Below are 22,252 nucleotides of genomic sequence, written 5' to 3' on the forward strand. Positions count from 1 at the left end.
CCTGCATGTCAGCGGATCACGAACTCTCGGTCAGCAGGCTTCTGGCGAACTCGTGGGCGGGATCCGCCAAGGTGCTCCGGAGCGCGGCGAAGAGGTCCGCGGCCGTCGTGCCCGACCAGGTGGCGGGGAGCAGGGTGTCGGGCAGGCCAGGGTCGAGGTAGGGCAGCCGGCGCCAGGCCGTCAGGACGTGGACGTAGTCGATGAACGCCTCCTGGCCGGACAGCGCGCCCCTGCCGACCCCGGCCCAACGCCCGGCCATCGGCGTGAACTCCGCGACGAAATCGTCGTAGAGCTTCTGCAGTGCCTCCAAGTCCCACCAGCGGCCCACCTGTTCGGCTGGGTCGCCGAAGGCCACATAGTCGGCGCGGAACAGGTCGACGTACTGGTCAAGGCCGTGTCGCAGGAGGTGGTCGCGGGTGTCGTCGAGGGCGTGGGCGGGGGCGATCCAGACCCCGGAGGAGACCGTGCCGAAGCCCAACCAGGCCAGCCGTGAACGGAGTTGGTGACGGTGCTGCCGTTCGCTCTCCGGGACGGAGAAGACGGCGATGACCCAGCCGTCGTCGGTGGCGGCATGACGCTCGAAGATACGGCGGTCACCGGTCTCCAGGACGGAGCGGGCGTACGGTGAGAGCGCGTAGCCCGCGCGGCCCTCCCGTCGCTCGGCCACCAGGATCTCGCGGCGCTTCAGCCGGAAGATCGAGGAACGGACCGCCTGGGCGTCGACGTCCAGCTCGGCGAGGAGTCGGATCAGCGCGCTCACGCTGATCCAGCCGCCGACCTCGCGCGCGTAGAGGCCGTACACCGTCACGATCAGGGATCGCGGCGGTGCGGGCTGGCCCGGGCTGTCGTCAACGAGATCGCTTGCCGTCATGATCGGATTATTTTAGTGCGCCGTACGGGCGTCCGGCTCGGCCAGGTCGGCCGTGCCCGTCCCGCCCAGCGCGGCACGCCAGGCAGCCGGCCACGGGGCGCTGCCACCCGCTTCCTTGTCGGGGACGTGCACGGTGACATAGCTGCCCCGGGCCGCGCGAAGGCGCGGCCCGTCCCCGGAGGCGCCGCGCCACACCTCGAAGCCGAAGGTCATCGAGGATCGGCCGAGGCGGATCAGCTCGACCCGCGTCTCGACCTCCTCGCCGAAGCGCATCGACGCCTCGAACTCCACTTCGTAGCGCACCCTCGGGGCCACCGGGAAGTAGCCCGGGATGTCGTACGCGCGCATCAGCTCGGCCTCCGCCGCCTCGGCGAACCGGACGACGGTGGTGTTGTGGTAGATCCCGGCCGCGTCGGTGTCGATCCACTCCAGGCGGGCACGGTGGATGCCGTAGGGGCCGCTCATTGTGCCGCCTTGCCGGGAGTCCACCGCAGGTGCACGGCGTCCCGCGGAGTCTCGCGCAGCAGCGCGAGGCGCGGACGGACCGCGTCGGTCCGTGAGGTGGGCGGCTTGCGGCGGCCGGCCGCGAACTGCGCCGGCCAGTCGGCGCCCGGGCCGCGGTACTCCTGCTCGGCGGCGGCCTGCAGCGTCCACTGCGGGTTGTAGAGATGCGTACGGCCCAGCGCACACAGGTCGGCGCGCCCGGCGAGCAGGATCGAGTTGACGTCGTCGTACGACGAGATCGCTCCTACGGCGATCACGGCCGCGCCCGCCGGAGCGGCCACCTCGTGCCGGATGCGGTCGGCGAACGGAGTCTGGTACGAGCGGCCGTACGCCGGCTTCTCGTCCTTGGTGACCTGGCCGGACGACACGTCGACGGCCGCCGCGCCGTGTGCGACGAAGGCGCGAGCGATCTCGACCGCGTCGTGCTCGGTGTTCCCGTCGGGGGCCCAGTCGGTGGCGGAGATCCGTACGGTCACCGGGCGGTCGGCGGGGAAGGCGGACCGTACGGCGTCGAAGACCTCCAGCGGGAAGCGCAGCCGGTTCGTGAGGTCGCCGCCGTACTCGTCGGTGCGGCGGTTGGCGATGGGGGAGAGGAAGGAGGAGAGCAGATAGCCGTGGGCCGCGTGCACCTCCAGCAGGTCGAAGCCCGCGTCGGCACCCCGGCGGGCGGCGGACACGAAGTCGGCGACTACGGCGTCCATGTCGGCCCGGGTCATCTCGCGCGGCACGTGGCAGTCGGCGCCGTAGGGCAGCGCGGACGGGCCCACGACCTCCCAGTTGCCCTCGGCGAGGGGCTCGTCCATGCCCTCCCACATGAGGCGGGTCGAGCCCTTGCGTCCCGAGTGGCCCAGTTGGAGGCCGATCTTCGCCGTGCTGCGGTCGTGGACGAAGGACGTGACCCGCGTCCATGCCTCGCGCTGCGTGTCGTTCCACAGGCCCGTGCAGCCCGGGGTGATGCGGGCCTCGGGGGAGACGCAGACCATCTCGGTCATCACCAGGCCGGCGCCGCCGAGCGCCTTGGAGCCGAGGTGGACGACGTGGAAGTCGTCCGGCACTCCGTCGACGGCGGAGTACATGTCCATCGGCGAGACCACGATCCGGTTCTTCAGCTCCAGGCCGCCGATGCTGAACGGCTGGAACATCGCCGGGGCGGACTCGGCCACGCCCTGGGCTTCGGCGAAGCCGCGCTCGATCAGGTCGGCGAAGTCCGGGTCGCGGTCCTTGAGGTTGTCGAAGGTGATCCGGCGGGAACGGGTCAGCAGGTTGAAGCAGAACTGCGCGGGATCCTGGCCGGCGTAGCGGCCGATGTTCTCGAACCATTCGAGGGAGGCCTGCGCGGCACGCTGGGTGGACTCCACCACCGGGCGGCGCTCGGTCTCGTACGCCGTCAACGCCTCGTCCACGGTGGGGTGTTCGTGCAGACACGCGGCGAGCGCGAGGGCGTCCTCCATGGCCAGCTTGGTGCCGGAGCCGATCGAGAAGTGCGCGGTGTGGGCGGCGTCGCCGAGCAGGACCACGTTGTGGTGGTGCCAGCGCTCGTTGCGGACCGTCGTGAAGTTGAGCCAACGGGAGTTGTTCGTAAGGAGGTTGTGCCCGGTGAGTTCACCGGCGAAGATCTCGAGGATCCGGGCGACCGACTCCTCGTCGCTGCTGCCGGGCGGGAACTGCGTGCCCTCCGCCGAGTCGAGGCCCGCCCTGCGCCACACGTCCTCGGCCATCTCGACGATGAAGGTCGATCCGCCGTCGGAGAAGGGGTAGCCGTGGATCTGCATGGTCCCGAACTCGGTCTGCTTGACGAGGAATTGGAAGGCCTCGAAGACCCGGTCGGTGCCCAGCCACATGTACTTGTTGGTCCGCTGGTCGAGGGAGGGGACGAAGGCGTCGGCGTACTTGGTGCGCACCGCCGAGTTGATGCCGTCCGCGGCGACCACGAGGTCGTAGGACCTGCGGAGTTCGTCGACGTCCGGGGCGAGGGTGCGGTAGTGGACCGTGACGCCGAGTTCGGCGGCCCGCTCCTGGAGGATGTGCAGCAGGTCCTTGCGGGCCATCGCCGCGAAACCCTGGCCGCCGACCGTGAAGGGGTGGCCGTCGAACTCGATGTCGATGTCGGTCCAGCGGGCGAACCGGCTCTCCATGGCGTCGTGGACGACGGTGTCCGCGTTCTCGATGCCGCCGAGGGTCTCGTCGGAGAAGACCACGCCGAAGCCGAAGGTGTCGTCGGGCGCGTTGCGTTCCCAGACGGTGATCTCATGGCCGGGGTCGAGCTGCTTCAGCAGCGCGGCGAGGTACAGCCCGCCCGGCCCGCCGCCCACGATGGCGATCCTCATGCCTGGTTCTCCTTCTCGATGATCTGACGCAGCAGGAAGTGCTGGAGCTTTCCGCTGGTGTTGCGGGGCAGGGCGTCGCAGAAGCGCACGGCCCGCGGGTACTTGTAGGGCGCCAGCTGCGCCTTGACGTGGTCCTGGATGTCCTTGACCTTGGCGTCGTCGCCCACGACCCCCTCGGCCAGGACGACGAACGCGCAGACGACCGAGCCGCGTTCGGGGTCGGGCTTGGCGACCACGGCCGATTCGACGACGTCCGGGTGGGTGTTGACCGCGGACTCGACCTCGGGACCGCCGATGTTGTAGCCGGAGGAGACGATCATGTTGTCCGTGCGGGTGCGGTAGTAGAAGTAGCCGTCCTCGTCGCGGACGAAGGTGTCGCCCGTGACGTTCCAGCCGTTCACGACGTAGTTCTCCTGGCGCCGGTCGTCGAGATAGCGGCAGCCGACCGGGCCGATCACGGCCAGCCGCCCTTCGACACCCGGGCCGACCTCCCCGCCGTCGAGGTCGAGGATGGTGGCGCGGTAGCCGGGGACCGGCCTGCCCGTCGAACCGGGCCGGATGTCGTCACCGGCGGCGGAGATGAAGATGTGGATCATCTCGGTGGCGCCGATGCCGTCGATGACCTTGATCCCGGTCTCCTCGTGGAGCTGCTGCCACACCTCTTCCGGTATGTGCTCGCCGGCGCTGACCGCGGCGCGCAGACCGTGCAGCCGGTCCGCCTTCCCGGCCTTGAGGATCTGCCGGTACGCCGTCGGCGCGGTCGCCAGTACGGTGACCCCCGCCTCGGCGACCAGCTCGGCCAGCGGCTCCGGCGCGACCGCCTCCGTCAGCAGCGCGCACGCACCGGCCCGCAGGGCACAGACGACCAGGATGCCGAGCCCGAAGGTGAAGGCGAGCGGCGCCGTGCACGACACGAGGTCGTCGGGCCGCAGCCGCAGGGTATGGCGGCCGAAGGTGTTGTCGATCGACAGGATGTCGCGGTGGAAGTGCGTGGTGATCTTCGGTACGCCGGTACTGCCCGAGGTGGGTCCGAAGAGGGCGACGTCGTCGGCGGCTGTGTCGACGGCCGTGAACTCCCCTGGTTTCGCCGCCGCTTGGCGCGTCAGGTCGTCGGGCGCGGCGCCTCCGTACGCCACGATCTTGAGGCCCGGCAGGACCGTGTCGCGTACCGCTTCGACGTCCGCCGTGAACCGGTGGTCGACGAGGGCGACGGCCGGGCGGGTCTTCTCCACGACCGGGGTGAGTTCACGGGCCCGCAGCGCCGCCATGGTGGTCACGACGATGCCGCCGGCCTTGAGGACGCCGAGCCAACACGCCACGACCCAGGGGTTGTTGGGGGCGCGCAGGAGGACGCGGTTGCCGGGGACCAGGCCGAGGTCCTCGGTGAGGACATGCGCGATCTGGTTGGTACGGCGCAGCAGTTCGCCGTAGGTCCATACCTCGCCGTCCGGTGTGCGCAGGGCCGGACGGTCGGGGCCGAAGGCGGCGGTGGGCACGTCGATGAGTTCGGTGCCGGCGTTGAGGCGCGCGGGGTACTGGAGATCGTCGGTGGTGAACTCCAGGACCGGCCACTGGGCGCGTGGCGGGAGGTGGTCGCGGGCGAACGTGTCCGGATAGGCGGAGGGCGAGAGGCCCATCGGGTCCAACTGGTCCATCTGTTCCATCGGGAGGTTCCTTTCCGCAGGCCGGGGGCGGGCCGTGCAGGGATCAGGAGCTGCGTGGGAATCAAGAGCTGCGGATCAGGCCTTCCTGGGCGACGGTGGCCAGGTGGGTGCCGGAGGTGGTGAAGAAGCGGCCGACGCCGAGGCCGCGACCGGAGTCGGCGGCGACGGCCTCCTGGGCGTAGAGGAGCCATTCGTCCATGGGGCCGGGCCGGTGGAACCACATCGAGTGGTCGAGGCTCGCGGTGACGACCCCCGGTCGGGCCCAGGGCAGGTCGAGCGCACGCAGGACGGGTTCGAGGATCGTGTAGTCGCAGACGTAGGCGAGCGCGGCGAGGTCGCGCTGCTCGTCGGTGAGGCCGTCGACGGGGCGCAGCGCGTCGAACGGCCGTACCCACACCGCCTGTTGGGGCACGCGCTCGCCCTCGACCGTGAGGTAGACGGGTCCGGGCACATGCCGCATGTCGAAGCTGCGTCCGCCGCTCCAGTACTCCTCGGAGGTGGCGGTCATCGTGCCCCGGGGCGCGGTGGTGTCGCGCAAGTAGGTTGCCGAGCTGGGCAGTTCGGTGGGATCCGGGACGCCGGTCGGGGGCTCGGCGGCGAAGGTGGCACCCGGTTCGCCCGCGGCGAAGTTGGCGAGGCAGGTGTAGACGGGCTTGCCGTTCTGGAAGCCGCGGACCTGCCGGGTGGCGTAGCCGCGCCCGTCGCGCAGCAGCTCCACCTCGTAGCGGACCTCGGCGCCGATGTCGACCGGCCGCAGGAAGTAGGAGTGCATCGAGTGCAGCGTCTTGCCCTCGACCGAGCGCATCGCGGCGGCGGCGGCCTGCGCGACCATGTCGCCGCCGTAGGCCTTCGGCCAGGGGCAGGGCTGGGTGGTCGCGGTGAAAGCGAGGTCGAAGTGCTCGGGCTCGGCGGGGGTCAGGGTGATCGCGGCGGTGAAGACCGCCGAGGTCGGGACGGTGCGGACGCCTGCGCCGGTGGCTCGGTTGTCGGTCATGGCCGGTCCAGCCAGTCGCGCAGGTCGGTGTCCGCCACCTGTTCCAGGTTGACCACGATGTTCTCCGGTGTGCGGGTCGTCATCCAGGTCAGCGGGTTGTTGCGGTCGAGATTGCACTCGACGTGCGGCATGAACGGCGGGACGAAGACCCAGTCGCCCTCGGAGAGGTCGAGGTAGTCCTCGAAGCGTTCGCCGAAATAGATCCGGGCCCGGCCCGAGAGGACGTAGCCCCCGGTTTCGGCCTCGCCGTGGTGATGCGGCACCGAGCGATAACCCGACTCGTTGCTCACCTTCCCGAACCACAGCTTCGTGGCCGGAGTGTGCTGGACGGAGACGCCGGAGATCCGGCTCGCGCCCGCGGACTGGCCGGTGTCACCGACCTCCAGGCCCGCGCGGGTCACCACCGGTACGACCAGGCCGGACTCGTTGGCGTACAGCGAGTTGTCGCCCTCTAGGACGTACTTGGAGAAATCGGGTTCCATGATCAGCTCCTGGAGTCGGTGAGACGGAGACGGTTGCGCAGGGTGCCGATGCCCGGGATCTCGGTCTCGACGAGATCGCCGTCGGCGAGATGGACCGGCGGGGTCATGCCCGACCCCACGCCGCCGGGGGTGCCGGTGAGCACGAGGTCGCCGGGACGCAGCACCGTGAAGGTGGAGACATAGGCGAGCAGATCGGCTGCGTCGAACACCAGCGTGCGCGTGTTGCCGCGCTGCCGCTCGACGCCGTTGACCCGGCAGATCACCTCGACGCCCGCGACCGGGTCCAGCTCGTCGGGGGTGACGATCACCGGGCCCAGCGGCGTGGTGCGGTCCCAGGCCTTGCCCTGGAACCACTGGAGCGTGCGCTTCTGCCAGTCCCGCACGCTGATGTCGTTCGCGACCGTGTAACCGGCGATCGCCCGTCCGGCCGTGTCCCGGTCCGCGCCCCTCAGCTCGGCCCCGACCGCCACCGCCAGCTCCGCCTCCCAGTCGACGTCGAGACCGTGCGGGAGGGACAGGTCGTCCTCGGGGCCGGTCAGCGTGTCGGCGAACTTGGCGAACAGCGTGGGGTGCTTGGGCAGCTCGCGGCCCATCTCGGTGATGTGGTCGGCGTAGTTGAGGCCGCAGCAGACGACCTTGCGCGGCGACGGCAGCGGCAACACCGGCGTGGCGCCCGGCAGTTCGGCCCCGGCGAGGCCCGCGACACGGTCGGTGGCCGTCGTCGCCAGCAGCGCGGAGAGATCGTCGGCCGGCAGTGCCCGCCAGCGGTCGCCGTCCTGGACGGCGGCCGTGGTGCGGCCTTCGTGGGCCACGGTGGCGAGCTTCATGGGCGGTACTCCCTCGAGTGCTCGGGGCGGCGGCCGGGGTGACCGAGCCGCGTCGGCGATATAGCGAGATTTTCACGACCGTCGAAAACAGTCAATAGATGGGTTACGCTGCCTGCACCAACCCGTCCGAGGAGGAACCCGCAATGACGACTCCGATCCCGGTGAACCCGCCCTCGCTCCCCGCACCGAGCGGCTACTCGCACGGCACCCTGAGCGGCAACACGCTCCACCTGGGCGGACAGACGGCCCTGGACGCGGACATGCGGATCGTCCCCGGGGGCATCGTCGAGCAGTTCCGGCAGGCGTTCGGCAACGTGCTCACGACGCTGCGGGCCGCCGGCGGCATCCCCGAGGACCTGGTCAGCCTGACGATCTACCTCACCGACATCCCCGACTACCAGGCACACGGCAAGGAGATCGGGAAGGTCTGGCGCGAGCTCGCGGGCCCGGTCTACCCGGCGATGGCCGGCATCGGCACCACCGCGCTCTGGCAACCGGAGGCGATGATCGAGATCCTCGGCGTCGCGGTCATCCCGGACGAGCGACTCATCCGGCCTGCGGAGGGTAAGACCGCCGGGGCGTGACGGGCACCCGTCGGCAGGTGAGCGCCGGCCTCGATCTTGCGTGAGCCCTCGTTGCGCGCCGACGGGGGCTTCTTGCTGCCGGATCTCGGCATCCGGGCCGGCGGGTCAAGACGTGGTACCGGGACGTCGACAACAACGCGAGCATTTCGCGACGCCGTCGCAGGGGTTCCGCTTCCGGTCGACGCGCGGCCATTCTGACATCCCTGCCGAACGGTGCGGCTTTCAAACATTCAATTCAGTTCGACTGCCGAAATAGATGGGCCTCTTTGCCTGTGTGGCCGCCCATGCCACCGATTCGCCTTCCTGTAGGGGAAGTTGTGTGACGGTGTGCAGGCGTTCTTCCGATATGGGAGTTTCGCGGGATTCCTTTTCAAGGTGACGTCCGGGTGCGGCTCCGGGAAATATCAAGTGTTGACATGCCCGGAGCCTGTGATTGATGATTACGACCGCGTCACGGAGTTCCGGAAGAGAATCCGAGAGAGTAGGAAAATGACGTGACGAGGTAATTGGTCAGCGATTTCGGGTATCGAATTGTCGAATCTCCGGGCCGCTTTCAACCGCCTCGCCCACAGCCGTCCCCCTTCGTCGACGACCTGATGTGTGCCTCGTCCGCCGGTGAGCGTTCAGCGGTGACGGCACCCCGCGCGACCCGGCCGCAGGCCCCGCGCCCGCCCCTTCCCCTCCCCCCTCACGGCACCCGCTCGACGGTGAGCGCAGCCTCCCCGCGCTGTCCGCCCGATGGCGAGCGCGCCCTTTCCGGACCGTCGGCAGCCCGGTGATCCCGGCTTGTCGCGCCCCGATGTCACCCAGCCCCACACCGATGGGAAGGCCAGGTACCGCCGGTGCACCCCACCCCCCACCCTGTCCCCGCTCCTCGCGCGTCCACCGAAACACCCCCGCACGGCCCGGAAGGGACGCGCGTCCGGCCCGCCTCCTTCGCCCAGCAGCGGCTGTGGTTCCTGTCCCAACTGCCGGGGGCGAACGCCGCGTACAACGAGACGATCGCCTTCACCCTGACCGGCCCGCTCGACGCCGACCTGCTGTCGCGCGCCCTCGACACACTGACGGACCGTCACGAGACGCTGCGGACACGGCTGGTGGCCACGGAAGGGGACGTAGACCAGCACATCGACCCACCGGGCACCGGATTCGCCCTGATCCGTGAAGACCTCACCGACGCCGAAGTCGACGACGCTGACGCGCGGGTGGCTGTCCGCCAACTCGACGAGGCACAACGGCCGTTCGACCTCGAAGCGGGCCCGCTCGGGAGAGGCCGACTGCTCACCACGGGACCCGAACGCCATGTACTGCTCCTGACGTTCCATCACAGCATCTACGACGGCGTCTCGATGAACGTCATGATGGACGAACTCGGGCAGCTCTACGAGGCGGTCGGCGCGGGCGCCCCGAACCCCCTGCCGCCGCTCGAGGTGCAGTTCGCGGACCACGCGTGCGCCCAGCGCGAAGCCGACCTCGGCACCCAGGAGGACTACTGGCGTCGCGCGCTGCACGACGCCCCGCCCGTCCTGGAACTGCCCACCGACCGCCCACGGCCGGCGGAACAGCAATACGCGGGCGGGCGGGCCGAGTTCACCCTCGACGCCGAGGTCACCGCCGGACTCCGCGGCCTGGCGAGACGGCACGGCGCCACCCCCTACGTGGCCCTGCTGACCGGCTGGGCGATTCTGCTGTCGCGGCTTTCCGGGCAGGAGGACATCGTTGTCGGCAGCCCGTTCGCGGGCAGGCGCGGCCCGGGAGCGGCCGGCCTCATCGGCTTCCTCGTCAACTCCCTCCCGCTGCGCATCGATCTCTCCGGATCCCTCACCGCCGCAGAGGCCCTGACCCGCACCCGCGCCGTCGTACGCGAGGCTCTCGCCCACCAGGACCTGCCCTTCGAGCGCATCGTGGAACTGGTCAACCCGCCGCGCAGCGCCTCCCGCACGCCCCTGTTCCAGACCATGCTGGCCTGGCAGCCCGACCGGCGGGGTCTGCTGCACCTGCCCGGAGTCGAGGCCGAACCGCTGCCGATCGCCCACGCCCCGGCCAAGTTCGACCTCGCCCTGTCGGCGACCGAGTCCGGCGGCCGCATCACCGGACACCTGGACCACGCGACCGCGCTCATCGACCCCGACACCGCCCGGCGCTGGACCGGCCATCTCCGGCAGCTGCTCACCGACATGGTCCGCCACCCCGAACGGGACATCCGGGCACTGGAGTTGATGAGCCCGGAAGAACGCCGACGGGTACTCCTCGACGGCGACGGCGAAGGGGACCGCGACGCCACGCGACCCGACACCGCCGCCCGGCCCGACCCTGCGGAGACCGCCCTGCGTTCGGCGTCCGGACTCGTCGAACTCTTCGAGACACAGGTCCGCGAGCGCCCCGCACAGACCGCCGTCGTCGACCGGGACGGCTCGCTGGACTACGCGGCACTCGGCCGCCGCGCCGACCACCTCGCGAACGCCCTGGTCGCCCGGTCCGTCCGCCCCGGCGACGTGGTGGGCCTGCACGCGAAACGCTCCCGCGACCTGGCCGTAGGCATCCTCGGCATCCTCAAGGCGGGCGCCGCCTACCTCCCGCTCGACCCGGGCCAGCCCGCCGAACGCCTCGCCCGCATGATCGAGGACGCCGCCTGCCCCCTCGTGCTGAGCGACCACGAAAGCTCCGAACGCTCCCCGGAATGGCTCGACTTGGGCGCCGTAGAGGCCGAAGGAGCGACCCGGCAGGGAACACCGGCCGACATCGACCACACGCCCGACCAGCTGGCCTACGTGATCTTCACCTCCGGATCCACCGGACGGCCCAAGGGCGTCGCGGTCGAACACCGCAGCGTCCTCAACCTGTTCGCGACCTGGCACGCCCGCATGGGCACCGCCCCCGGCGAGGCCGGCTCCGCCTGGTCCGGCATCGGCTTCGACGCCTCGATCCACGAACTGCTGCTGCCGCTGACCACCGGCGGCGAACTGCACATCGTCCCCGAGGAGTTGCGCGGCGACCCCGAGGCGCTGTTGGCGTGGATGCGCGAACACACGGTCACCCAGGCGTTCCTGCCGCCCGCCTACGTCAAGTGGATCGACGAGGACCCCGCCGTACGACTGCACGGCCTGCCCCTGCGCAAGCTGCTCACCGGCGTCGAGTCGCTCACCGAAGCCGCGCTGCACCGCATGACACAGCACCTCCCCGGCCTGCGGATCTGCTTCGGCTACGGCCCCACCGAGGCGACCCTCTACAGCACCGCCTACTACGACCCGCGCCCGCTGGAACGGCCGTGCCCCATCGGCCGCCCGCTGCCGCACACCCGCATGTACGTGCTCGACGGCCGCCTGGAACCCGTCCCGCAGGGAGTGGTGGGCGAGGTCTACCTCGGCGGAGCGTCGCTGGCCCGCGGCTATCTGGGCCGTCCCGACCTCACCAAGGAACGCTTCCTGCCCGACCCGTTCGTGCCCGGCGAGCGGATCTACCGCACCGGGGACCTCGCCCGCCGACTGCCGGACGGCCAGGCCCACTTCATGGGACGCGCCGACGACCAGATCAAACTCCGCGGCTTCCGGATCGAGCCCGCCGAGGTAGAGGCGGCGCTCACGGCCCTGCCCGGCGTACGCGAAGCCGCCGTCCTTGTCGACCACGACGCGACGGGCCAGCCCCGCCTCGTCGCCGGAATAGGCCGGGGCACGGCACCGGCCCGCACCGCACACGACTGGCGCACCGAGCTGGCCCGCCGGCTGCCGGACTACATGATCCCCGCCGTCTTCCTCGACCTCGACGCTCTCCCGCTCAACCGCAGCGGCAAACTCGACCGGCCCCAACTCCTGCGCGAGGCCCAGGAGTCGACCTCCGACCAGGTCAACACGGCCAGCCCGCGCGACCACGTCGAACACGGCCTGTACCGGATCTGGCAGCGCATCCTGCTCCACCCCGACATCGGCGTCAGCGACAACTTCTTCGAGATCGGCGGCACTTCACTGTCGGCCATCAAGATGGCCCACGCCGTCACCGAGACCTTCGGCCGTCGACTCCCCGTCGGCGAGGTCATGACGCGCCCGACCATCGAGGCCCTGGCCGAGCTGCTCCGCGAGGACGGCACCGTCCGCGCCCCCGGCAGCCTCATCGAGTTCCGCCCCGGCACCGGCCCGCGCGTGGTCTGCGTCCACCCCGCCGGCGGCACCGCCTTCTGCTACCTGCCCCTGGCCACCCTCCTGCCCGAGACGGTCGGGCTCTACGGCATCCAGTCCCCGGGAGTGAACCCTGGCGAGGACCTCCTGCCCAGCGTGGAAGCCATGGCCGAGGCATACCTGCGCCTCCTGGAACCGCTCGGCGACCAACCCCTCGTCCTGACCGGCCTGTCCTACGGCGGCCTAGTCGCCCACGAGATGGGACGCCTCCTGGCCGCAGCCGGACACCGCGCGGTCAGTGTCGTCCTCCTCGACACCCAGGCCACCGACGACGCGTCCGCCCGCGCGGAGATCGGCGCCGTCGACGCCACCGAGTTCCGCGACAAACTCGTGAGGTTCAACGGTATGTACCCCGGCATCGACGACGCTCAGGTCGACCGCTACTTCCACCTCTACAACCACAACCGGCTCACCGCCCGCGAACACCTCCCGGCGGCCTCCCCGGCCCGTCTGGTCCTCGCCCAGGCCGTGCCGGACGCCGCCGACACCCCCTTCCACGCCGAGGTGCGTGCCTTCTGGCGGCGCCGCGCCGAGGGCAGGTTCAGGGTGGAGACGCTGGAGTGCGACCACTGGGAGATCCTGGAGGGCGCCGGAGCGACCCGGGTCGGCACCCTGCTCGGCGCCGAACTGGCCCACCACACTGCCCAGTTGGCCCTGCCGATACGGGAGGCGTGATGGACCTCCGCCCCGCGCGCACCATCTCCCCGGCACCGCTCGACACGGCCCCCGCACGGTCCGCCTCCCTCGCCGAGACCGTCCTCGCCCAGGCCCGCCGCACCCCCGCCGCCCCCGCCGTCGAGGACGGCGGCAGGGTCCTCGACTACACGGAACTCGTACGGGCCAGCGGCCTGGTGGCGGCGCGACTGCGCGCGGCCGGAGTACGCCCCGGGCACGCGGTCGCCGTACACCTGCCGCGCTCCTGGCAATTGGTCTGCGTCATCCTCGGCATCCGCCGCGCCGGAGCCACCGTCGTCCCCCTCGACCGCCTCAGTCCGCCCGACCGGCAGCGCCACATCCTCGACGACTCGGGCGCCATTGCTGTGGTTCATGGGGACGGTCACCAACTGCCCGCGTACCTCCCGGTGTTGGACGTCGACCTGCTCCTGAGCGGTGACGGCAACGGGCTGCCCGCCGTGTCCACGGGACACCCCGGCGACACCGCTACGGGCTTCGTCTTCTACACCTCCGGCTCCACGGGACACCCCAAGGGCGTGGAGGTCACCGACGAAGGAGTGCTGCGGCTTGCCCGGCACGGCTATCTCGACCTGCGGCCCGGCGCCCGCTTCGCCTGCCTGGCCAACCCCGCCTTCGACGCGCTCAGTTTCGAGGTGTGGGTCCCGCTGCTGACCGGTGGCGTCTGCGTCGTACTCGACGACAGCCAGGTGCACAGCGCGCCGGGACTCGCGAAGGCGCTCGTCGAGCGCCGCGTCGACACACTGTTCATCACGACGGCACTCTTCAACGCGGTCGTCGAGCAGGTCCCCGACTGCTTCGCCACCCTCGGACAGGTCCTCGTCGGCGGTGAACAGCTCAACACCCGTATCGTCCGCCGCTGGTACGAGACCAACCCCGAGGCCCGCACCCTCCTGCACAACGTGTACGGGCCGACCGAGGCGACGACCTTCGCCCTCTGCCACCCCATCGCACGCGACTTCGCCGGCGACACGATCCCCATCGGCACCCCGCTCCCCGGCACCGGCATACTCCTGCGCACCGAGGACGACCGCACCGCCGAACCGGGCGAGGTGGCCGAACTCTGGCTGTCCGGCCCGGCGTTGGCCCTCGGCTATCGCAATCTCCCGGAGCGGACCGCCCACAGCTTCGTACGGCTACCGAACGAGCAAGCGGCGCAGGGGCGTTGGTACCGCACCGGCGATCTCGTGCGCCAGGACACCGAGGGCCGCATCACCTACGTCGGCCGGGCCGACCGCCAGGTCAAGGTGCGCGGCTTCCGCATCGAACCGGGCGAGGTGGAACGGCAGATCCTGGCCCAGCCCACCGTCCGCCAGGCCTACGTGTGCACCCGCCGCGACGCCGAGGACCGCAACGAACTGCTCGCCTTCCTCGTCCTGGGCGGCGAACTCTCCTACGACACCTACGACCGCCACCTCGCCGCGACCCTGCCCTCGTACATGCGCCCCCATCACACCTACCTCGTCGCCGAACTGCCGCGCAACGCCAACGGGAAGGTCGACCGGGAGGCCCTGCTGAGCGATGCCCGCACCCCGTGGCGCGGCACGCCCGAAGGCGACGCACCACCCGTCAGCGCCGGGCAGCGGCGGGTGCTGGAAATCGCGGAGGACATCCTCGCCGTCAACGGCCTGCGGCCCGGGGACCGTTGGGCGGCCAGTGGCGGCGACTCGCTGAAGGCGCTGCGCTTCCGCTTCGAGATCCTCGAACGCTACGCCGTCGACCTCCCGCACGACCTGGTCATGCGCGCCGACTTCGCCGTCCTCGCGGACGCCGTCGACGCCGCCGACACGACCGTAGGAGAACACCCACCCGTACCCGGCCCCGCCGGCGCAACGACCGCACCGGCCACCAGTGAGCAGGAGCGGCTGTGGCTACTGCACCAGCGAGCGCCCGAAGACCGGTCCTACGACGTACCGTTGGCCTTCCGGGTCCGGGGCCGCGTCGACACGGCGGCCCTGCACCGTGCTGTGCGTGCTCTGGTGGAACGGCATGTCGCCCTGCGCACCCGGCTGGTCCCCACTCCGGATGGGCTGCTTCAGCAGACCGGTGATCCCTACGATCCGTGGCAACGTCTCGAAGCCCGCCCCGGAGAGGAGTGGCAGGACACCGCCGACCGGTTCTTCGACCAGCGCTTCGACCTCACCGAAGGCCGGATGCTGCGGGCGGCCTGGGTGCCGGAGGCCGACGGCGGACTGCTCCTGCTGCATCTGCACCACGTCGCCGTGGACGGCTGGTCGCTCAACCTCCTCTTCCGTGACCTCACCGACGCCTGCATCGCCGATGGCTCGTCCCCTACGCCCCTGGACTTCGCCCACTGGCAGCGCACCTGGCACACGAGCGCCGCCTACGAGGACCGTCGCGCACGGCTGCGCTCCCACTACGGCCGCGACGGCGAACCGTCACCCGCACTGCCGGCCTCCGACGCGCCACGGGCCCGCCTGCTGCGCACCACGCTCGACGTCGTCCGCCGCAGCGCACTGGACCGGCGCGCCGCACAACTCGGCCTGACCCGCTTCCAGTTGCTGGTGTCCGCGTTCGCCGCGAGCGTCTACGGTGTCACCGGGCAGGGCCGCCCGCTGATCGCCACGCCGGTGGCGAACCGTCCCCGGCCCGAATTCGCCGAAACGGTCGGCATGTTCGCCAACACCGTGCTCCTCGACCTGCCGTTGGAGCCGCATCGCTCCTTGGACTCCCAACTCTCGTCCCACGCGGACGCGGTGAGCGCCGTCCTGCGCGACCAGGAGGTCTCCCTCGCCGACGTCCTCGCGGACCGCGCCTTCGGCGAGCGGACACCCTTGTTCGACTACCTGCTCGTGCTGGAGAACACCGACTTCTCCGCGCTGCGGCTGGACGGCTGCGACGTACGGCCGCTGTGGCCCGAGCCGCTCGGCGCCAAATGCGCACTCACCCTGTCGGTGGTGGAGCACGAGAGCGGCTTCGACTGTCTGTGGGAGTACCGCGACGACCTCGGCGCCGAACGCGCCCGCGCTGCGGCCCGCCTCTTCCGCCAGGCCCTCGACCACCTGACCGGCGACACCGACACCACCCTGCACGAACTGGTCGCCGACCACCGCCGAACCCTGCCCGACCACGGCCAAGGCCCCACGCGCGCAACGGACTTCGCCACCGTTGCGGAGGGCTTCGCCCAGCAAGTGGCCCGCAGCCCGCACGAACCGGCCGTCACCACGGGCGAGTCGTCCCTCACCTACGCCGAACTCGATGTGCAGGCAGCCAGGTTGGCGACCGCGCTGGCCTCGCGTCTCCCGGCCGATCCCGCCGCCCCGGCGGCCGTGGCGCTCCATCTCCGGCCCTCCGTCGAACACATCGTGGCCCTCCTGGCGGCGGCCCGGCTCAACCTCACCGTCGTACCGCTCGACCCCGCCTATCCACCGCCCCTGCTGCGCCATGTGCTCGACCGGGCCGACCCCTTGTGCGTGCTCGTGGCACCGGAGGACGAGGACGCCCTCGCCGCGATCGCGCCGGCGTCCCTGCCGAGGTACATCCTGACCCTCGCGGACACCACCACCGCCGGGCCCGAGACTCCCGCGCACCAGGGAGCGCGTCCGCTATACACCCTGTTCACGTCCGGCTCCACCGGCGAGCCCAAAGGCGTCCAGGTCTTCGACCGGACCGTATGCAACCTGCTGACCTGGCAGCGCACCGACGGCGGCCTGCGCGGACCGGCCGTCACCCAGCAGTTCTCCATGCTGTCCTTCGACGTCTCCTTCCAGGAGATCTTCACCACCCTGTGCTCCGGGGGTTTGCTGCGCCTGGTCGAACCCGCCTGGCGGCACGATGTCCCGTCCCTGCTACGGGAGTTGGAGACCGGGGGAGCGGAACGGATCTTCCTGCCGTACGTCGCCCTGCAACTGCTCGCCGAACACGGCGTACGCACCGGGCAGTTCCCGTCCCGGCTGTGTGAAGTCGTCACCGCAGGGGAGCAGTTGGTGTGCACGGACGCGATCCGCCGCTGGTTCGCCGGACTGCCGGACGCCCGCCTGTTCAACCACTACGGCCCCACCGAGACCCATGTCGTCAGCGGTCTGTGCCTCGACGGCGATCCCGCCGCCTGGCCGCTGCGGCCCGCGATCGGACGTCCCGTCGCGAACGCCGTGCTGCGGGTCGTCGACGAGGGCGGCCACCCCGTCCCGCCGGGCGTCACGGGCGAGTTGCTGATCGGCGGCCTCATGGCCCACCGCTGCTACCTCGGCGACGACACACCGCACCACGACCGCTTCACCGACGACCCCGACCTCGGCACCCTCTACCGCACCGGCGATCTCGCGCGCTTCGACACGGACGGTCTGCTGCACTACGCGGGCCGCGACGACAGTCAGGTCAAACTCGGCGGACACCGGCTGGAGTTGGGCCAGGTGGAGGCCGCGCTGCTGCAGTATCCCGGCATCACCAACGCCGTCGCGGCCGTGGCGGACGGCCTGCTGGTGGCCTGCCTGCAATGCCGGGGCGGCGACCCCGACCCCAAGGACCTCGCCGGCCATCTGTCAGGGCTGCTGCCCGCCTATGTGCGCGTCAGCCGGATCCGCCGCCTGACGGAACTGCCGCGCACCCCGAGCGGCAAACTGGACCGCCGCGCGGCGCTCACCGCCCAGGGCCGCGAACTGCGCCCGGCGGGCACGATCGCACAGACCCTCTCACCTCTTGAAGCGCGGCTGGCCGCCCTGTTCGAGACGGTGACCGGCAAGGCGATCGGTGTCGAGCAGCGGTTCTTCGACGCCGGAGCCACCAGCCTGGACCTGATGCGCTTCCAGCTCCGCTGCGCGGGCGAGGGTCAACTCATCTTCGGCGTACCGGAGTTGTTCGAACACGTCAGCCTCCGCGCACTGGCCCGCCTCATCGAGGGACGCGCGTCGGAGACTACGGATTCGATACCCCTTCACGCGCCGCGACCCGTGGGCGACCCTATCGCCGTGATCGGAATGGCCGTACGGCTGCCGGGCGCCCCCGATCTGGCCGCCTTCTGGGACCTGGTGGTCTCCGGCCGGCGGGGCATCGAGCACTTCCCGACGACCGACGGCCGGGTCGGCGCCCGCAGCCAGCTGGCCGAGCCGCTCGCCTTCGACCCGGGCCGCTTCACCATCAGCCCGCACGAGGCCCGGCTGATGGACCCCCAGCAACGACAGCTCCTGATGAACTGCGTCGAGGCACTCGCCCACGCAGGCATCGCGGACCCGGCCGCCCACCGGGTGGGACTCCTGGCCGCCTGCGGAGAGAACACCTACTTCCAGCGCATGCTGCGCGAGGCCGAACCGGCCCAACTGCCCGACACCTTCCGGCTCGCGCTGCACCACGAGAAGGACTTCCTGGCCACCAGAGCCGCCTACCACCTCGGACTGACCGGGCCCGCCTTCACCGTGCAGTCCGCGTGCTCCAGCTCGCTCGTCGGTGTACACGTGGCCGCCGGGATGCTCCGGCAGGGCGACGCGGACGTGATGCTCGTCGGCGGGGTCCTCGTCGACCCCGACCTGACCGACGGCTACAGCTACCGGCCGCAGCACATCTTCTCGCCGGACGGCCACTGCCGGCCCTTCAGCGCGGACGCCGCCGGCACCGTCGGGGGCAGCGGCACCGCCGTCGTCGTCCTCAAGCCGCTCGCCGCCGCCCGCCGGGACGGCGACACCGTCTACGCCGTCGTCACCGGCTCCGGCATCAACAACGACGGTTCGGACAAGCTCAGTTACAGCGCCCCCGCCCTGGCCGGGCAACGCGCCGCGATCCGCACCGCCCTGCACCGCAGCGGCCGTAGCGGCACCGACCTCGGCTACGTGGAGGCACACGGGACCGGCACCCGGCTCGGGGACCCGGTGGAGACGGCCGCGTTGCGGCAGGCGTACGGGCTCGCGGACGACGCGCGCGTCGCGCTGTCCTCCGTGAAGAGCCAGATCGGGCACCTGGGCGCCGCCGCGGGCGTCGTCGGCCTGGTGCGGGCCGTGCTCGCTGTGCACCACGGGGTCATTCCGCCGACGGTGGACTTCGACCGGCTCAACCCCGAGATCGAGGACGGGCCGTTCCGAATACCGCTCACCGCCGAACCCTGGCCGTCCGGCACCCCGAGAGTGGCCGCCGTCAGCAGCTTCGGCATCGGCGGGACCAACGCCCATCTGCTGCTGGAACAAGGGGAGTTGACGGATCCCGGTGCCGGTTCCGGTCTTGGTCGGTCCGAGCCGGTGCCGTGTCTGGTGCTGTCCGGCGCCTCGGCGTCTGCCGTACGCGCGGACGGGCGCCGTATCGCCGCCTACCTGAAGGCGCACCCCGACACCTACCCGCAGGTGCTGCGCCACCTCCAGGCCGGACGGCCCGCGCTCGGACACCGGGCGGCGGCGGTGTGCCCGAACGTCACGTCGGCCATCGCGTGGCTCGGGGATATCGGGGAGGTCGGCGAGCCGCTCGCGCAGACAGGGGTTGCGGCACCGGACCGGGATCCCCACGTCCTCGCCGGGGCATGGACGGCCGGACACGCCCTCGGATGGCCCGAGGGCCCCGCGCCCGCACCCTGGGACTTCCCGCCGCCCGCCTTCGACACGGCGGAGTACGACTTCCGGCGCGCGCCCGGAACCGCCGGGCCCGAGGCCGGGTCCGTGCAGTTGACTGGGATCGGTGAGTGCGACTCCACGTGGTCGGCCGCCCCGCGGCGGCTGCCCGCCGGCCAGTGGCTGCACCAGCCGGTGTGGACACGTCTGCGCCGCGCCTGCACCGGCGCCCACCAGCCACGGCGGACCGCCGTCGTCGTCACCACGCCGGAGGCGGACGGCACAGCGTGGCGGTTCCTGGGACGGCACTACGCCCGAGTGGTGACCGTGCGCGCCGGGCAGGGACTCACCCGGCTCGACGAGGACCGCTACGAGGCCGATCCGGCCGACACCGAACAACTCGCCGTCGTGCTGGCGGAGGTCGCCGGGCGTACCGGCCCCGGCGTCGACTGGCTGCACACCCTTCCCCTGGCCCTCGACGGCGGCCTCGACGACCGTGCGCTGGAGGCGGCCCGGTGGGCCTGCCTCGACACCGTCGCGGCGCTCGCCCGGGCCCTCGCCCAAATCCCCGACGCCGAACGGCCCCGCGCCTGGCTGCTGTCCCACGGGGCGCAGCCGGTCACCGGCCCCGTCCGCATCCCTGAGGCAGGCCTGCTCGCCGCCGCCCTCGAAGTACCCCGGCAGGAACTGGGCGTGACCCTGCGCTGGACCGACCTGCCCGGACCGCGCCCGGCCGACTGGGCGGCCCAGCTGCCGGACCTGCTCCTGGACGACACGGTCACCGAACCGTCGACCGGTCTGCGCGACGGCTTCTGGTGGCAGTGCACCCTCCAGCCGGTCCACGCCCCCGAGTCCCCAACTTCCGCCGTCCGCACGGCCGTTCCCGGAACCCACCTGGTGCTCGGCGGCACCGGCGGCATCGGCACCACCCTGGCCGCCCGCCTCCTGGAACACCCAGGCAACCGCGTGGTCCTCCTCGCCCGGGGGACCGGGACACCGCCCGCGCTGCGTGCACACCAGGACCGCGTCACGCTGGTCCCGGCCGACCTCGCCACCGACGACCTGGACACGGTCGTAGGCCGGCTGGCCCCGCACCTCGACGGCCTCGCCGGGATCGTCCACGCCGCGGGCACCGCCGCCGGCGGGCTGCTCGTCCGCCGTGACCCCGCCACCGCCCGCCGTACCACGGCCGCCAAACTGCGTGGCGCCCTGCTCGTCGAGCGGATCATCGCCGAGTACGACCCCGACTACGCGGCCTACTGTTCGTCAATGGCCGCCAGATTCGGGGGAGTTGGGCAGTTCGACTACGCGGCGGCCAACGCCTGCCTGGACGCCTACGCCCACCACACGCCTCCCGACGCCGACGACGCCACCGTCCGCATGAGCATCGGCTGGGACGCCTGGCGGGAGGTAGGTATGGCACAGCAGGCCCTGACCGCCGACGCCCGCCACCAGGAGCACCTGAGGGCGGCACTCACCCCCGAGGACGGCGCGGCGGTCTTCGAGCGGGCCCTGCACCTGCAGTTGCCGCATCTGCTGGTCAACACCACGCCCCTGGCGGAGGCTCACTACTTCTACGAGCACGAGCCCGTCGCCGACTCCAGGCCGGTGCCCGCCACGCACCCCACCCCCGGCGACCCCGCCACCGACCTCACCGAGATCCTGCGCGACCTCCTCGGCGTGGACACCGTCGACCCCGAAGCGGCGCTGTACGACCTGGGCGCCGACTCGCTCACCCTGCTGGAACTCATCGACGAGGTGAAACGCCGCCACGGCACCGACATCGACCTGTCCCGGCTCAGCCACCGGGTGAGCCTCGCCGAGATCCTCGGTCACCTCGACACCGGCACTCGCCGCGCGTCTGACGCGGTGGCCGTTGAAGTGTGGCAACGAGGGCCCGGCCCGGACGTGTTGTGCCTGGTCCATCCGGTCGGCGGCGACATCCAGGCCTACCGTCCGCTGGTGGCCGCCCTCCCCGCCGAGTCGACCGTCTGCCTGATCGCCGACCCGAAACTGCGTGACCCGGGACTGCCCGCCCGGTCGATCGCCGACCGGGCCGCGCACTACCTGGAGGCCGTCCGGGCTGCCTTCCCGGACCCCAACTACCGTCTGAGCCTCGCGGGTTGGTCGTTCGGCGCCTGGACCGCCCTGTCCATGGCGGCACTCGCCGAGGCCGAGGGCAGACCCGTCGACGCCGTCCACCTCCTCGATCCACCGCCACCCGGCGCCGGCCAACGCCTCGCTGCCTACGACGAACAGCAGGTGAACGCCGTGTTCGCGCGCGAGCTCAGCGGCAACGGCGGCGGACCGCTGTCGGAGTCCGGCCGTGCCTACGCCGAACGCCTCGCACACTGCTGCCGAACCAATCTCGCGGCCATGGCCGAACACCGGCTGCCACGACTGCACCGGACACCCACCGAGGTGTGGCTCGCCCAACGCCCAGTGGAGGACGGGCTGTTGATCCCGGAGCCGACCGGGCGCGGCGCCTGGGACGCCCATCTGCCCGGCCCCTACCGCCTCCACCACATCGACGCCACCCACTACGAACTCGTAGCGGAACCCCACGTACAGGCGATCGCCGCCGCACTCGCGACAGCCCCTTCCGAGGGCGCCCTGCCCCACCCCGCCGGACGATCCTGAGGAGGC

Annotated in this window: 10 protein-coding genes; 3 read left to right on the plus strand and 7 right to left on the minus strand. The window is 71.4% G+C overall.

The window, feature by feature from the left end:
• Positions 1-16: 16 nt before the first annotated feature.
• The 7 genes from OH768_RS51650 to OH768_RS51680 all read right to left on the minus strand — a co-directional run bounded on the left by OH768_RS51650 (position 17) and on the right by OH768_RS51680 (position 7,669).
• Positions 17-871 (minus strand): PaaX family transcriptional regulator C-terminal domain-containing protein, encoded by an 855-nt coding sequence (locus tag OH768_RS51650; protein WP_406464442.1) that lies wholly within the window; start codon positions 869-871, stop codon positions 17-19.
• Between the two features lie 12 nt (positions 872-883).
• Positions 884-1,336 (minus strand): acyl-CoA thioesterase, encoded by a 453-nt coding sequence (locus OH768_RS51655; protein WP_406464443.1) that lies wholly within the window; start codon positions 1,334-1,336, stop codon positions 884-886.
• Positions 1,333-3,702 carry a bifunctional salicylyl-CoA 5-hydroxylase/oxidoreductase gene (locus OH768_RS51660; RefSeq protein WP_406464444.1) on the minus strand — a complete coding sequence of 790 codons (2,370 nt, stop codon included), beginning with the start codon at positions 3,700-3,702 and terminating at the stop codon, positions 1,333-1,335. The genes OH768_RS51655 and OH768_RS51660 overlap by 4 nt, the downstream gene beginning before the upstream one ends.
• The gene (locus OH768_RS51665; RefSeq protein ID WP_406465783.1) at positions 3,699-5,357 is read right to left on the minus strand and encodes an AMP-binding protein; all 1,659 of its coding nucleotides are present in this window, start codon (positions 5,355-5,357) and stop codon (positions 3,699-3,701) included. The genes OH768_RS51660 and OH768_RS51665 overlap by 4 nt, the downstream gene beginning before the upstream one ends.
• 70 nt (positions 5,358-5,427) lie before the next feature.
• Positions 5,428-6,360 carry an acyl-CoA thioesterase gene (locus OH768_RS51670; protein WP_406464446.1) on the minus strand — a complete coding sequence of 311 codons (933 nt, stop codon included), beginning with the start codon at positions 6,358-6,360 and terminating at the stop codon, positions 5,428-5,430.
• The gene (locus tag OH768_RS51675; RefSeq protein WP_406464448.1) at positions 6,357-6,842 is read right to left on the minus strand and encodes a cupin domain-containing protein; all 486 of its coding nucleotides are present in this window, start codon (positions 6,840-6,842) and stop codon (positions 6,357-6,359) included. Before OH768_RS51675 ends, OH768_RS51670 begins: the two co-directional genes overlap by 4 nt.
• 2 nt (positions 6,843-6,844) lie before the next feature.
• Positions 6,845-7,669 carry a fumarylacetoacetate hydrolase family protein gene (locus tag OH768_RS51680; protein ID WP_406464449.1) on the minus strand — a complete coding sequence of 275 codons (825 nt, stop codon included), beginning with the start codon at positions 7,667-7,669 and terminating at the stop codon, positions 6,845-6,847.
• 143 nt (positions 7,670-7,812) lie between these two features.
• Here OH768_RS51680 and OH768_RS51685 point away from each other — a divergent pair, with 143 nt between their 5' ends.
• The 3 genes from OH768_RS51685 to OH768_RS51695 all read left to right on the plus strand — a co-directional run bounded on the left by OH768_RS51685 (position 7,813) and on the right by OH768_RS51695 (position 22,246).
• A complete protein-coding gene (locus OH768_RS51685) occupies positions 7,813-8,253 on the plus strand; it encodes a RidA family protein (protein WP_406464450.1) in 441 nt (146 codons plus the stop codon).
• An 842-nt stretch (positions 8,254-9,095) separates the two neighbouring features.
• Positions 9,096-13,100, plus strand: coding sequence for a non-ribosomal peptide synthetase (locus OH768_RS51690; RefSeq protein ID WP_406464451.1), 4,005 nt, complete (start codon positions 9,096-9,098; stop codon positions 13,098-13,100).
• On the plus strand, positions 13,100-22,246 hold the full coding sequence (locus OH768_RS51695; protein ID WP_406464453.1) for an amino acid adenylation domain-containing protein: 9,147 nt from the start codon (positions 13,100-13,102) through the stop codon (positions 22,244-22,246). Before OH768_RS51690 ends, OH768_RS51695 begins: the two co-directional genes overlap by 1 nt.
• The last annotated feature ends 6 nt before the right edge of the window (positions 22,247-22,252 follow it).

It is taken from the genome of Streptomyces sp. NBC_01622, from assembly GCF_045209635.1.
Lineage (GTDB): Bacteria > Actinomycetota > Actinomycetes > Streptomycetales > Streptomycetaceae > Streptomyces.